Raw genomic sequence first — 14,378 nt, forward strand, 5'->3', positions numbered from 1 at the left:
TTCGAAAGCGTGTGTCATGCAGAAATTTCGTCCCACAATTGCCAGCGGGCCGCTGTGCGTTTTAACAACTCTCTACATCCTCATTTTCACAAACAGGTCCTTCTGGCACGCGATCAGCACCTATTATGCTGATGCGCCGATGAGACTCGCGGGCATAGTAGCCACGCTTTTGCTGCTGCACGTGGCTCTGTTTATTCTGTTCTCGGCAAAATATATCATCAAGCCAATACTGATATTTTTCGTGATCATTGCTGCAGGTGGCTCCTATTTCACCGACACATTTGGCACCATCATCGACAAGAATGTCGTTGAGGCAGCGTTGACCACGACACAGGCTGAGTCCGGTGCATTGCTGACGTCGAGCTTCCTTTGGCACATACTGCTTTATGGCGTTATTCCATCGTTGCTGATCGCATGGGTGCGCGTCAAACACCGCCGGTTGCTCGGAAAGCTGATGGTGAACACAGGCGTCATTCTCACCTGTCTGATTGCAGCTATCGCCATACTCGGCACGAACTATGCTGCCTATTCATCCATGTTCCGTGAGCATGGAGCCGATATCATGCAAAAGCTTATGCCAAGCACTCCGATCACCAGCACGGTCCAATATGTTTCGCACATCGTCAAAAACCGCGACATTCCGATGGAGCCGCTTGGGCTGGATGCCAAGCAAGCGCTGACGCAATTGCCAGCAGGCAAAAAGCTGGTGACAGTGGTGGTTGTAGGCGAAACAGCGCGTGCCCAGAATTTCAGCCTCAATGGCTATGCGCGGGAAACCAATCCGGAATTGAAGCAACGCGACGTTGTTGCTTTCACCGATACGACCAGCTGTGGAACCGAAACCTCGGTATCCGTGCCCTGCATGTTTTCACCCTTCACTCGCGAGGACTATTCCAACACCAAGTTCCGTGGGTCTGAAAATCTCATGGACGTTCTTAAACATGCAGGCGTTGAGGTCAGCTGGTACGAGAACAATACCGGCAGCAAGGGCGTTGCCGAACGGATCAAGCTGATTGATTTGCAGGGTGCTCAGGACAAACGCTATTGCGAAGGCGGTGAGTGCATTGACCAGATACTGGTCAACAGTCTGTCCAAGGAGCTGAACGAAGTTACTGGCAATGCAACCATCGTTCTGCATATGACCGGCAGTCATGGCCCGGCCTATTATCGCCGCTATCCGGCTGAATATGCGCGGTTCACACCGGATTGCCGTTCAAATGATTTCGCCAAATGTTCACAGGAAGAAATCGTCAACGCCTATGACAACTCGATCCTTTACACTGATCACATTCTCTCTGAGGTGATTGATCTTCTCAAAGCACATGAGAATAAATTTGCATCGGCGATGATCTATATGTCTGACCATGGCGAGTCGCTTGGTGAGGATGGTCTTTATCTTCACGCGGCACCTTATTTCATCGCGCCATCGCAGCAGACCCATATACCGTTCATCACCTGGTTTGGGACGGAATATGCAGCGGACACCGGTCTTAATCTCGATTGCCTGCGCAAGACGACAGCTGAACCATCATCCCACGACAATCTGTTTCACACAGTGCTTGGCATGATGGCGGTAAAGACTTCGGCCTATGATCAAAGTTTGGATCGTTTTGCGGCCTGTCGGATGCCGCGTAGTGTGGCGTTGAACTAAAATGAGAACCCCGCTCATTGAGCGGGGTTTTGTGTTTTGATAATAATTAAACGTAGCGATTGACCACGTTCTCCAGATATTCCTGACGACCAGATCTTGGCTGCGGATTGATGTCTTTAGTTTCGACTTCAGACGCAATCTGCTCAAGCGAAAGACCGGTCGCGACTTGTTTGCCGAAATTGCCAGACCAACCGGCGTAGCGCTCATCAAGTGGTTTGCTCAATGCGCCGTCATGCAACATGCGAGCGGCAGCTTTGAGGCCACGCGCACAGCAATCCATGCCGCCGATATGGCCGATCAGCAGGTCTTGCGGGTCGATTGATTGGCGACGCAATTTGGCATCAAAGTTGGTGCCGCCATTTTTGAAGCCACCGTCGAGCAGCACCTGATAATAGGCAAGCGCCATTTCCGGCACGTTGTTCGGGAACTGATCTGTATCCCAACCCGACTGGTAGTCATTGCGGTTCATGTCAATGGAACCGAGAATGCCAAGGCTGCGGGCCAACGCCAGCTCATGCTCGAACGAGTGACCGGCAAGAATTGCATGGCCCTGTTCGATGTTGAGTTTCACCTCATTTTCCAGACCATAGCGCTTGAGGAAGCCGTAAACCGTTGCGACATCATAATCATACTGATGCTTGGTTGGTTCCTGCGGCTTTGGTTCGATCAGGATTGTTCCCTTGAAGCCGATCTTGTGCTTGTACTCAACCACGAGATTGAGGAAACGTCCCATATTGTCGAGTTCGCGGCTCAGGTCAGTATTGAGCAGGGTTTCATAGCCTTCACGACCACCCCAAAGCACGTAATTGTCACCGCCAAGACGCTTGGTTGCGTCGAGACAGGTTTTGACAGTCGCTGCTGCAAAAGCAAAGACTTCCGGATCAGGATTTGTCGCAGCACCCGACATATAGCGGCGGTGCGAGAAGAGATTGGCTGTGCCCCATAGAAGCTTGATGCCGGTTTGGGCCTGCTTTTGCTCAAAAACATCGACGATGGCTTCAAGGTTCTTTGTGTTTTCAGCAAAATTATTGCCTTCGGGGCGCACATCGGCGTCGTGGAAGCAATAGTAAGGCGCGCCAAGAAGCGAGAAGAATTCAAACGCCACATCAGCTTTCAGCTTTGCTGCCTCGAGGCCGTCCTTATACCAGGGACGATCAAACGTGCGTCCGCCAAAAGGATCGCCGCCTTCCCATGCAAATGTGTGCCAATAGGCGACAGCAAAGCGAAGGTGGTCTTCCAGCCGTTTGCCAAAGACGATCTCGTCCGGATTATAGTGACGGAACGCCAGCGGGTTGTCGCTGTCAGGTCCTTCGTAACGTATTTTCTGGATGTCGCCGAAAAATCCGGTGCTCATCATGCTCCTCCAATGTTGATGCTGGTGACGCTGTCGCTTCGCTTTTTAGGCGAGTGGGTGCAGCGCCGGATAAAGTGCGTGATAACGCTGGTAGGCCTCGTTGTAAGAAGAGATCAGCGCTTGTTCGGGTTCGACGGTGCGGGCTGTGCGAGGCGGTGAGCAGATTGCGAATGGATCAACGCCGCTGGCGGCGATCAGCCCAAGGCGCGCAGCGCCGAATGCAGCACCGAAATCGCCTTCTTCAGGCAGCGAGATTGGCACATTCAATGCGGTCGCGATTGATCTCAGCCAATAGGCTGAGCGCGAGCCACCCCCCACGGCAATGAGCGATTTGATCTCTGTGCCAGCCGATTGCAGCGCCACGAGATTGTCACGGATGGCAAATGCCACGCCTTCAAGCACGGCTTGAGTCATCGCGTTGCGGTCGGTTTCATGCTCAAGGCCGCTGAAGACACCGCGGATTTTCGCGTCATTATATGGCGTGCGTTCGCCAGAAAGATAAGGCAGGAATGTCACGCTGCCGGGTGCTTTGAGTGTGTCACCAAGTTCCGTGTCGAGCGCATGCGGAGTTGCCCCAACAATGCGGGAAAACCAGTCAAGCGCGCTGGCCGCTGAAAGGATAACACCCATCTGGTGCCATGTGCCGGGAAGCGCATGGCAGAAGGCGTGTACGGCACTTTCAGGCTTTGGTTGATAAGCACCATTGGCTGCAAACAGAACTCCCGACGTTCCGAGCGAAACGAAGGCATGTCCGGGCTGGACTGTACCCATGCCACAGGCAGACGCCGCATTGTCACCAGCCCCACCTGCAACGACAGGCGCATTTGTAAGGCCCCAACGCGCGGTCAATTCAGCACGCAAAGTACCAGTTGCATCGCTGCCTTCAGCGAGCTTCGGCATATGGTTTTCAGTCAGGCTGGTTTTTGCGAGAAGCTCACTTGACCATTTGCGTGCGCCGGTATCAAGCCAACTGGTGCCTGCCGAATCCGACATGTCGGACACATATTCGCCGGTAAGCCAGAGCCGCAGATAATCCTTCGGCAAAAGAACCTTGCGCGTGCGTGCAAAAATATCCGGTTCATTGCGGGCAACCCAGACCAGCTTCGGCGCTGTGAAACCCGGAAAAACGATATTGCCGGTGATCGCGCGGAATGCCGGATCAGCATCAAGTTCAGTCGCTTCCTTATAGCTGCGCGTGTCATTCCACAGGATACAGGGGCGAAGCACCCGATCGTGTTCATCAAGCAATGTCGCACCATGCATCTGGCCGGAAAGGCCAATACCTGCAACGGTTGCGAACTCTTTTGGATGCGCCGCGCGCAGACCGTCAATAGCTGTTTCGCATGCCTTGATCCACTGTGCCGGGTCCTGTTCGCTCCAGCCGGGGTGAGAGCGGGAAACATCAAGCTCACCATGGGCAGAGCCAACCAACTTCTGGTCGCTGTCGATCAGAAGCGCCTTTACGCCGGATGTTCCAAGATCAAGGCCGAGATACATAGTCGCTCCTGTGGAGTTGTCGTTTCGCCTGCGCCTCAGTCGAGCTGGGGCAGGTTGTCTTTGAGAAAGATTTCGATGCGGATATGTTCCTGTCCCGGCACGATGGCCAGGCGATCCGCCGTTGCTTTGAGAACACGAATTGCACTGCGGATTTCATGGCCCGCATCTTGTGCAAGGACTGCGTGAACGAGCCCGTCTTTCAGAGCTTGCGATGTGACATCGTCACGTTCATGGGCGATGACAAGTGGCTGGTTGTCATGTCGGGAGGCTGCAAGCGCTCGTACAAGCCCACTGTTGCCCGCACCTAAACTATAAATTCCTGCGAGGTCTTTGCGCTTTTCAAGCAATTCCAGAACGAGCTTTTCAACGCGCGCACCTTCGTCGAAACCTTCCAGAACCGGCAGAATCTCCCGCCCGGAAAAATCGGTTTCCATGGCGCTTTTGAAACCTTCGAAGCGCTCCTGATGGTCGTGCACTTTCAATGAGCCAGCGATAACGGCAATGGCTCCATTGGTGCCGCTTGCAAAAAGGCCCAGTAAGCGCGCAGCGGTACGTCCGGCAGCGCCGTTATCGATGCCGACATAATGCGCGCGGGATGAATTGCCGAGGTCTGAAACGAGAGTAATTGCATGAATACCTTGTTCTGCAAGCTGCAAGCAGGCGTCGCGCACTGGGTCGGTATCGACCGCAACAAACGCGACACCATCGGGTTTGCGTTCCGCACTCGCGTCCAGTGCCCTAACAAGAGCTGCTTCATCAAATGCCGGAACCAGCACGAGATTGATCAGAACACGCTCGGAAAGTCCGCGCTCTGTCGCTGCTTCCAACTCTGCCCGAAGGCTCTGCATGAAGGTGTTTTCATTATCCGGCAAAATGAAATCGAACTGATAAAGCCTGCCGCGTGCAAGATTGGCGGCACCGACATCTCGCACATAGCCGAGCGTGTTCATCGCCTCCGTCACACGGTCGCGCGTCTTAGCTCTCACACCGGGGCGATCGTTCAGCACACGGTCTACCGTGGCGAGGCTGACGCCCGCAGTTCTGGCTATATCATGCACGGTGGGTTTCATTTTCACTCCTCGGAGCGGAACATAGGATCAAAAATGAGGTACGTAAATCAAAAAATGCTTGCTATTCATTTTTGTTCACGTATCAATTGTATCCGAGGATGAGATCTTGCACCTTCATGCGCAAGACTCACTGGAGTGATCTTGGTGCATAGCACCGCAGGGAGGATCAACCAGATATGAAATCAAGCAGCTTCGTTAGGGGCTGCTTTGTCGTGCCAGACTCCGGGGGCGGGTTCGTTCGGGGCGAGGATTTGTATCAACCGGCATAATGCCGGCGGTGATTGGAGGAACAGTGCATGAAACGTCGTAATTTTCTAACTGGCGCGCTGGTTGCAGCAGCTCTCGGCATTGGGGCAATGAGCGCAACACCAGCGTTTGCATCGCCGGAAAATCCGGTTATCGGTTTTTCCATTGATGATCTGCGCGTTGAGCGCTGGGCGCGCGACCGCGATTATTTCATCGCGGCAGCAGAAAAGCTGGGTGCCAAGGTCAACGTTCAGTCGGCTGACGGCAACGAAGAAAAGCAAGTCAAGCAGGTCGAAAACCTGATCTCGCAGGGCGTTGATGCCATCGTGATCGTACCAATGAATTCAAAGGTTTTTGACGCAGTGGTTGCCGATGCAAAGGCTTCCGGCATCAAAGTTCTTTCCTATGACCGCCTGATCCTCAATGCCGATATCGACGCTTACATTTCGTTCGATAATGAGCGCGTTGGTTTCATGCAGGCTGAGGCTGTGCTGAAGGCAAAGCCAGAGGGCAATTATTACCTGCTCGGCGGTTCGCCGACCGACAACAACGCGAAGCTGCTTCGCGCTGGTCAGGAACGGGCGCTGAAAGAAGCTGTTGATTCAGGTAAGGTCAAAATCGTTGGCTCGCAGTGGGTCAAGGAATGGAGCCCGACTGAAGCGCTTTCGATCATGGAAAACGCGCTGACTGCTGCGCAGAACAAGATCGATGCAGTCGTTGCTTCCAATGACGGCACCGCTGGTGGTGCAATTCAGGCACTTGCAGCGCAGGGCCTTGCGGGCAAGACTGCTGTTTCGGGTCAGGATAGCGATCTGGCCGCCGTTAAGCGTTTGGTTGATGGCACGCAGACCGTTACGGTTTACAAACCACTCAAGCTGATCGCTGAAGAAGCTGCAAAGCTTACCGTGCAAATGGTCAAGGGCGAAAAGCCTGAGTTCAACGGCAAGATCGACAATGGTTCCAAGGAAGTTGATACGCTTCTGCTCACGCCTACGGCCGTGACCAAGGACAATATCGATATCTATGTAACTGATGGCTTCTACACCAAGGAGCAGATCGAAGGAAAATAAAGCCCTTCGGTGATGCAGACTTGAGAATAAATTGCGGGGCCGGATGCTGGAAACTTATGCTTCCAGTGTCTGGCCTCACATAAGGCAAGCCAGGTATGCTTCTGACAGCGTTGTCGACTAAAATTCTCCAGATGAGCGGCTTTCAGGAGCCGCTTCAGGGCTTAGCCCGAAGCTAATTTCCTATGTAAATACTGCAAGGTCATTGTTGATGTCCGAATATCTTTTGGAAATGCGAAACATCGGTAAAGAGTTCAACGGCGTGAAGGCGCTGGATGGCATTTACCTGAAAGTGCGCGCGGGAGAATGTGTCGGGCTCTGCGGTGAAAATGGTGCGGGCAAGTCGACGCTGATGAAGGTGCTTTCTGGCGTATATCCCTATGGCACCTGGACCGGCGAGATATTCTGGGAAGGCGAGGCGCTGAAGGCTGCTGGAATTCGCGACACGGAAACCGCCGGCATCGTCATTATTCATCAGGAACTGATGATGGTTCCGCATCTGTCAGTGGCTGAGAACATCTTTCTGGGTTCAGAGCCAACCAATGGTGGCTTCATCGATTACGATCAGATGAATGCGCGGGCGACCGAGTTGCTCGCACGCCTTAAGATTCACGACATCAATGTTGCGCTCCCCGTTTATCATTATTCCGGCGGTAAGCAGCAACTGATCGAGATCGCAAAAGCGATCAACAAGAACGCCAAGCTTCTGATCCTTGACGAGCCAACCTCGGCGCTGACTGCATCCGAAACGCGGGTCCTGCTTGATCTGATCAAAGACTTTAAAGCGCAAGGCATGGCTTGCGTATATATCTCGCACAAGCTCGATGAAGTGGCGGAGATTTCCGACACAGTGACAGTCATTCGTGACGGCGCGCATATCGCGACGAGGCCAATGGCTGAACTGACCACGCCTGACATCATCACCATGATGGTGGGACGTGAGATGAAGAACCTTTTCCCGCGTGAGCCGCATGATATTGGCGAGGTGATGTTTGAAGCCCGTAACGTGAGTTGCTGGGATGTTACCAATCCCGACCGCAAGGTGGTCGATAATGTTTCCTTCGCGCTCAGACGCGGCGAGATTTTGGGCATTGCGGGTCTTGTAGGTGCGGGGCGCACCGAACTCGTATCGAGCCTGTTTGGTGTGTGGCCTGGTGCCTATGAAGGCCAGGTCTTTCTTGACGGCAAAGAAATCAAAATCCGCACGCCGCGTGATGCCGTGCGACAGGGCATCTGTATGGTGCCGGAAGATCGCAAGCGTGACGGCATCCTTCCAATCATGCCGGTCGGTCATAATATGACGATCTCTGTGCTGGATCGCTTTTCGCTGCGCGGTCTGATCGATAAGGAATCGGAGCTCGCAACGATTCAGCGTGAAATTTTGCGGCTTAAAGTGAAAACCGCAGATCCAATGTTGGCTATTGCCTCGCTTTCAGGCGGTAATCAACAGAAAGCTGTGCTTTCTAAAATGATGTTGCCAGACCCCAAGGTTCTCATTCTCGATGAACCGACACGTGGTGTCGATGTCGGCGCAAAATATGAAATCTACAAACTGATTTTCGCGCTTGCCAAACAGGGCGTCGCGATTTTGATGGTTTCGTCGGAAATGCCTGAAGTGCTTGGCATCAGCGATCGTGTTCTGGTGATTGGCGAGGGCAAATTGCGTGGCGATTTCCCGAATGAAAATCTCACCCAGGAGAAGGTTCTTGCCGCTGCAATCGGCAAGCCTGCAACCAATGCGGCCTAGTTTCCTGGAATCTGGAGCGGCTCTAATTATTTGTTTTTACGCATTCTCCAACGCAAAAGCCGCTTGGCACTTTTGCTGGAAATGCTCAATCCGCAGCTAATCTGAACTGGTGCATGACATGACGTTGACAGGCAAAAGCCTCAGAAAATTCCTTTCAGAATACAAGATTGTGGCGCTGCTGATTGTGGTTGCCCTTATCTGGGCATTCTTTGCCGTGATGACCTATGATCCGGAAATGGGGTGGTCGCAGTTTCTGACGGCGCGCAACTTCTCCAATCTTCTGCGTCAGATGGCAATTACCGGTATGTTGGCGTCAGCCATGGTGTTTGTCATCGTCGCCGGTGAAATCGACCTGTCTGTCGGGGCACTGCTCGGGCTTCTTGGCGGCGTCGCCGCGGTGCTCGACGTGGTCTATGGCTGGCCGTTATGGGCTACAGTCAGCACGGTTCTGGTTCTCGGTGTAATATTGGGCGGCTTTAACGGCTGGCTCACAGCCTATCTCGGTATACCGTCTTTCATTGTCACGCTTGGTGGACAATTGGTGTTTCGCGGCATTGTGCTGGGCATCATGGGCGGCGTCACAATTGCGCCGATTTCGGCGGATTTCAAATATATCGGGCAGGGATATCTTCCCGGCTGGCTCGGCAATGTCTGCGCCATGGTGCTCTTTACAGTGCTCATTCTGATCACATTGCGAACCCGCGCCAGCAAACGCAAGCACAGTCTGCAAACGCTGTCACCCGCGATGGAAACGGCTCGCCTTCTTGGCACAGGCATCCTGATCCTGGGCTTTATCCTGATCCTCAACAGTTATCAGGGCGTCCCGGTGCCGGTTCTGGTGCTGCTGGTCATTCTGGGTGTTTTCACAGTCATTTCACGCCAGACGGTTTTCGGGCGGCATATTTATGCGGTCGGATCCAACCTTGAAGCCACACGCTTTTCGGGCGTGAATGTGAACTTCGTCAAAATGGCGGTGTTTGCTTTGATGGGCTTGATGGCTGCAGTCGCCGGGTTGACGACAACGGCGCGCCTTGCGGCAGGAACACCATCGGCAGGTTTCGGCGGTGAATTGGATGCCATCGCATCCTGCTTTATCGGCGGAACATCCATGCGCGGTGGTGTGGGGTCGGTCATTGGTGCGCTGGTGGGTGCGCTGATCATGTCGAGCCTCGACAACGGCATGTCGATGTTGGGCGTCGATACCTTCTGGCAGCAGATCATCAAGGGTAGCATTCTGGTGTTGGCGGTTTATCTCGATATCGTTTCGTCAGGTACGCGTCGCGCTTGATAAGAGCGGGGCGCTGGATGTCGGGCGGGGGAGTGTCGCGCAGAGCCATAACGGTTCTGCGCGACGCTATATTTAGCTTTTTTCGTCGCCGCTTAGACGACCAATGCTAAGCAGCTGATAAATGATCAGAGCTGCAAAGGTGGACGTACCAATTCCGCCCAGCGCAAAATCTCCGATATTGACGGTGAAATCACCGGCACCAAAAATCAGCGCTACGCCCACGGTGAAGAGATTACGCGGATCGGCGAAATTGACCTTGTTCACCACCCAGATGCGCGCCATCGCGGAGGCAATAAGCCCGAAAACAGAGACTGCAAGACCTGCGAGAACTGGAGCCGGGATCGTCTGCAGGATTGCACCAAACTTTGGTGACATGCCCAACGCAATGGCAACGACAGCTGCGATTACGAAGATCAGCGTCGAATAGACTTTGGTCATGGCCATGACGCCGATGTTTTCGGCATAGGTGGTTACACCTGTGCCGCCGCCAGAACCGGAAATCATGGTTGCAAGGCCATCGCCCAGAAAGCCTCGACCGATATAACGATCCATGTTCTGACCGGTGATCGAACCAAGCGCTTTGATATGCCCGAGGTTTTCAGCAACAAGAACAATCGCAACCGGCGCGATCAGTGTGATAGCGGGCCAGGTGAAAACAGGTTTTGCAAAAGCGGGCAGACCGAACCATGGGGCTGCACTCACAGCCCCAAAATTGATACCAGGGACCATGCCCAAGCCATTGCCGAAAATCAACACAAGGCAATAGCCAAACAAAAGTGCCAGCAGCACAGCGACACGCTTGGTGGCGAGCGGACCATAGGCCGAAATTATCGCCATGCAGAGGACCGTCAGCATTGCGATGCTCATATGCGCGCCTGTGCCCTTGAGCTGACCAACTGCCACAGGGGCGAGGTTTAGGCCAATAGCAACACCGATCGCACCCGTGACGGCAGGGGGCATGAGTTTTTCAACCCAGCCTGTGCCGATCGTCATAACCACCAGTCCGATGACGGCATAAAGCGCGCCACAGGCAATAATGCCCCCAAGTGCCAAGCCAATATTAGGATTGGGACCGCTGCCAGAATAGCCGGTCACAGCAATAACGACCGCAATGAAGGCAAAGGAAGAGCCGAGATAGCTCGGAACCCGGCCACCGGTCATCAGGAAGAACAACAATGTTCCGATACCTGAGAAGAACACCGCAACATTCGGATCAAACCCCATAAGAAGGGGTGCGACGATCGTCGAGCCGGACATTGCTAACAGATGCTGGATGCCCATCGGCACAGCCGCAGCCGTTGGAAGCCGTTCATCAGGCAAAACTACGCTGTTATTTGTAAGACGCCATTTCGGGAAGTAAGACATAGACCCCTCATACTCATATTTATCAAAGTGCATTTATCCGCATTCTATGCGGATCGCCAGTGTCTATGAGCATGCGAGAATACGACCGTTGTGATCGCACGATATTTTCTTTTGGAAACGGATTTGGGAGGCGATCTTAAGACCGTCTCCCAAATTGGTCTGTTTAAACACCAACCATCTGTCTGATCTCCCGGTTCCCTCCAATTCTGAAGCCGAAATTATCAGACATCTGACTCCGAATGACGAAGTAGATGTAATGGAAAGCATCAGCTCTTCCGCCAATCAAGCAGATGTCCTGACGGCTCCACTCCCATTCCAAGGTGTCGAGTGTTTTTTCAAATTCTGAGGATGCCGTTGCAGACCAGAAACTCGCTATACCATTGGATGTGAGGGCATTTTCAACCACAGTCAGACCATGGTCCGCGTAAATTGCGTCATTGGTGCTTCGGACCAGAAAATCCGGACCATTATCCGTATCCATCAAGATCAGATCATATGTGGCTGGGTTCTGATTTAACGTATCCATTACATCGCCGATGCGAATTTTCACGCGGCGGTCATGAAGTGGGAAACCCGCCAAGTGGCCAATACGAGAGTGATTCCACTCAACAATTTCAGGCACGAGTTCACAGACGGTGACTTCGGTATCAATTGGAAGGTAATCTAGAGCGGCCCGGAGCGTGAAACCCATGCCGAGCCCGCCAATCAATACCCTCTTCGGCGAACGGCCGAGCAGTCTTAATGAGCGTTCTGCCAGAACGGTCTCGGATTGGAAGTTGATGTTAGACATCAGTTCAAGACCATTATATCGGATCTCGAAAATGTCGTCTCTTTGACGCAAGAGGATTTCGTCGCCAGCATCATTGCTGGCACGCGCCAATTCAGTCCAGATAGCCATAAATAAATCCCAAACGTTGGAGCTACCGGTTGCCCGGCAGGACTTTTCGCATTCAGTGTGACTGGAATTTGGGGGTCGCTACGGGGTTAAACGCGCAGCAACCCGATGGCATCGTCCGATTTGGCATCCATCATCAGGGGGAAGGCCGACTGGTTATTCGAGATAACGAGTGAAAGCAGCGTATTTCGAGAGTTACCCGTCATGTCCCCAGACTGAATTGCTCACCACGATGGTATGGTTCCGGCCCAAGTCTAGGAAATAGCCGGACCTTTTGCAAGTTTGTCGAACTGCAACCTCTCACTGCTTTATATTGAGACCATTGAGGTCCTCACGTCAGGGTCACATGACTGGTCACTTTTATACTTTGATCTGGATATGCGAATATAAAACATGATCGCTTTTTGTTGGAACAAAGAGGACTGTTTTTCTCCGAAGAAGAAGCGGAAAAAAATTGCAGGAATGTCCTGTGGCCTCCTTAAGCGTATGAGAATTTTGTTCTGCAGACGTAATATTTAGCTGGAGCTATATCTGCAAGCTTACTGAGCGGATCAATGATGCGTTTAAGCAGAAGACTGTGCACACGATGAGTGCAATCTTTAATTCGATCTGGGGATAGCCTCCGCACTTCTGCGCGCTATCTACCTCCTTGCACTGGATTGGTTTCAAGGAGGATATGACAATGCAGCACAGAATCCACGAGAACATGGAAGTTATTGGAGCGGATGGCGTCCATGTCGGAACGGTAGATCGTCTTGATGGAAATCGCATCAAGCTGAAGAAAACTGATAACTCGGAAGCCCACCGAAATCACCATCATTACATCGAACTTGGCTTCGTTGCTGATATAGAGAGCGATGATAAGGTCAGGCTATCGGCCAATGCCGATGTAGCTGTGACTCTCGAAGAAGAAGAGTCTGGGAAGCCGGTCGATCTTTGACGGTCTGGTCTTCCCGGAAAATGAGGCAACACTTCCGTTGTTGGAATTGCTCGGCATTTATCGTTGCTGATAAATTGCCGTGTTGTTGCATGCGTCGTAACAGGGGTGAAAACTTCAGCGGACCCTTTGTGGTCTCGAACAGTAACATAGAGATCGCATTTCGTGACTTGCTCTCCTTCATCAGAAGGCAGATTGTGATTCACAAACATTCAGCAAAGAAGGCAGGAAACCTATGGCCATTTTCAAAGCATTTACGTCTATGGGCGTGATCGCCTTGCTGTCATTTGCTCTGTCTGGATGCGTGAGCGAATCCTATTCCTACGATGGCTATCGTGACTACGGCCCAGCATACGGCGGTTTCTATTCTGGACCTGAAGTTATTTACCGCAGCGGACCGAGGTATAATTCAAGGTATTATAGAGATAATCGTTACTATCGCGATAGATCATACCGCGATAGAGCATATCGAGAAAGAAATCGCCCAAGACCGGAGGGGCGCGCTGATTATAACAGACCGACTAATCGCTCCGATAAACGGCTTATCGTTGTGCCGACCAATAACCAGCCAAACGGCACTGCCGAGAACCAAGGAAGAATGCGTCTCTTCAAAAGAGAGTCTCACAACTAAAGTCCGTTTGAATATCGTTCTTGTAATTGATTGTACTTGCGGAGAAATTAGGTGGAAGCCACAACTAACGGGCCAAGGTTCCCATTAGTTCGCTGAAATAAAACGGCGGCTTTTGTGCTCGTCTCAATCAATAGATCGGCGTTGAAACGCAACTCGTTTGAGACGAGAGGTGTCTGGTGGCAAATTTGCGCATGCAAGAAGTCAGCTAATTCTCTACGCCTATGTATAATTCGCCTTGCGTCGAGATTTTCTTGGCGTAATGACGAACTATATCAAGTGAAATAGATTGAACTGCCAAAAGCTAAAGCTTTTATATGTGAAAACTGATAACTTTCTGCTCCAATTCTGCAATAGATTCCGCACCTGGTGCGTGTTCAAGCATCAGTGGTAATCCCGACATTTGCTCGGCACTTGTAATTGAGGAGTGTACATGCAGTAATCAGACCATTAGAGTTTGATCGTTGTTTCGCGCAACTTGATTGTAGGTGTGAGCAGAATTGAACGTTGCGGCACATCGGTTCCCAGAAGTGCGACGACTGCGTTCTCGGCTATTGCCTTAACAGGTTGCACGATCGTTGATAGGCGCGGTGTGGTAAGGCGAGCCAACGGAATGTCGTCAAAGCCAATGAT

Annotated in this window: 11 protein-coding genes; 5 read left to right on the plus strand and 6 right to left on the minus strand. The window is 52.3% G+C overall.

The window, feature by feature from the left end:
* Positions 1-16: 16 nt before the first annotated feature.
* The gene (locus OIV19_RS10750; RefSeq protein ID WP_264231624.1) at positions 17-1,651 is read left to right on the plus strand and encodes a phosphoethanolamine--lipid A transferase; all 1,635 of its coding nucleotides are present in this window, start codon (positions 17-19) and stop codon (positions 1,649-1,651) included.
* 46 nt (positions 1,652-1,697) lie between these two features.
* Here OIV19_RS10750 and xylA read toward each other — a convergent pair whose 3' ends face one another.
* From xylA to OIV19_RS10765, 3 genes are read right to left on the minus strand one after another with little or no spacing between them, the layout of a single operon-like run.
* The gene (gene xylA / locus OIV19_RS10755; RefSeq protein ID WP_264231639.1) at positions 1,698-3,005 is read right to left on the minus strand and encodes a xylose isomerase; all 1,308 of its coding nucleotides are present in this window, start codon (positions 3,003-3,005) and stop codon (positions 1,698-1,700) included.
* A gap of 45 nt (positions 3,006-3,050) precedes the next feature.
* Positions 3,051-4,502: a xylulokinase gene (gene xylB, locus OIV19_RS10760; RefSeq protein WP_264231625.1), complete on the minus strand. Its 1,452-nt coding sequence runs from the start codon at positions 4,500-4,502 to the stop codon at positions 3,051-3,053.
* A 35-nt stretch (positions 4,503-4,537) separates the two neighbouring features.
* Positions 4,538-5,572, minus strand: coding sequence for a LacI family DNA-binding transcriptional regulator (locus OIV19_RS10765; protein WP_264231626.1), 1,035 nt, complete (start codon positions 5,570-5,572; stop codon positions 4,538-4,540).
* A 296-nt stretch (positions 5,573-5,868) separates the two neighbouring features.
* Here OIV19_RS10765 and xylF point away from each other — a divergent pair, with 296 nt between their 5' ends.
* From xylF to OIV19_RS10780, 3 genes are all read left to right on the plus strand, one after another.
* Positions 5,869-6,888, plus strand: coding sequence for a D-xylose ABC transporter substrate-binding protein (gene xylF / locus OIV19_RS10770; protein ID WP_151091080.1), 1,020 nt, complete (start codon positions 5,869-5,871; stop codon positions 6,886-6,888).
* 208 nt (positions 6,889-7,096) lie between these two features.
* Positions 7,097-8,632 carry a xylose ABC transporter ATP-binding protein gene (locus OIV19_RS10775; RefSeq protein WP_264231627.1) on the plus strand — a complete coding sequence of 512 codons (1,536 nt, stop codon included), beginning with the start codon at positions 7,097-7,099 and terminating at the stop codon, positions 8,630-8,632.
* Positions 8,633-8,750: 118 nt separating this feature from the next.
* Complete coding sequence (locus tag OIV19_RS10780; protein ID WP_264231628.1) at positions 8,751-9,920, plus strand: sugar ABC transporter permease; 1,170 nt, start codon at positions 8,751-8,753, stop codon at positions 9,918-9,920.
* A 72-nt stretch (positions 9,921-9,992) separates the two neighbouring features.
* Here the strand turns inward: OIV19_RS10780 and OIV19_RS10785 are convergent, their stop codons facing one another.
* Together OIV19_RS10785 and OIV19_RS10790 are read right to left on the minus strand one after the other, a co-directional pair.
* The gene (locus tag OIV19_RS10785; protein ID WP_264231629.1) at positions 9,993-11,285 is read right to left on the minus strand and encodes a solute carrier family 23 protein; all 1,293 of its coding nucleotides are present in this window, start codon (positions 11,283-11,285) and stop codon (positions 9,993-9,995) included.
* A 163-nt stretch (positions 11,286-11,448) separates the two neighbouring features.
* Positions 11,449-12,183, minus strand: coding sequence for a spermidine synthase (locus tag OIV19_RS10790; RefSeq protein ID WP_191793373.1), 735 nt, complete (start codon positions 12,181-12,183; stop codon positions 11,449-11,451).
* Positions 12,184-12,862: 679 nt separating this feature from the next.
* On the opposite strand from OIV19_RS10790, the gene OIV19_RS10795 reads away from it, so the two are divergent.
* Positions 12,863-13,120: a DUF2171 domain-containing protein gene (locus OIV19_RS10795; protein WP_264231630.1), complete on the plus strand. Its 258-nt coding sequence runs from the start codon at positions 12,863-12,865 to the stop codon at positions 13,118-13,120.
* 1,075 nt (positions 13,121-14,195) lie between these two features.
* On the opposite strand, the gene OIV19_RS10800 is transcribed toward OIV19_RS10795, so the two are convergent.
* On the minus strand, positions 14,196-14,378 hold a 183-nt coding region (locus tag OIV19_RS10800), incomplete at its 5' end, for a substrate-binding domain-containing protein (RefSeq protein WP_264231631.1).

The sequence above is a fragment of the Brucella sp. HL-2 genome (genome assembly GCF_025846885.2).
In the GTDB taxonomy this organism is placed as follows: domain Bacteria; phylum Pseudomonadota; class Alphaproteobacteria; order Rhizobiales; family Rhizobiaceae; genus Brucella; species Brucella quorumnocens.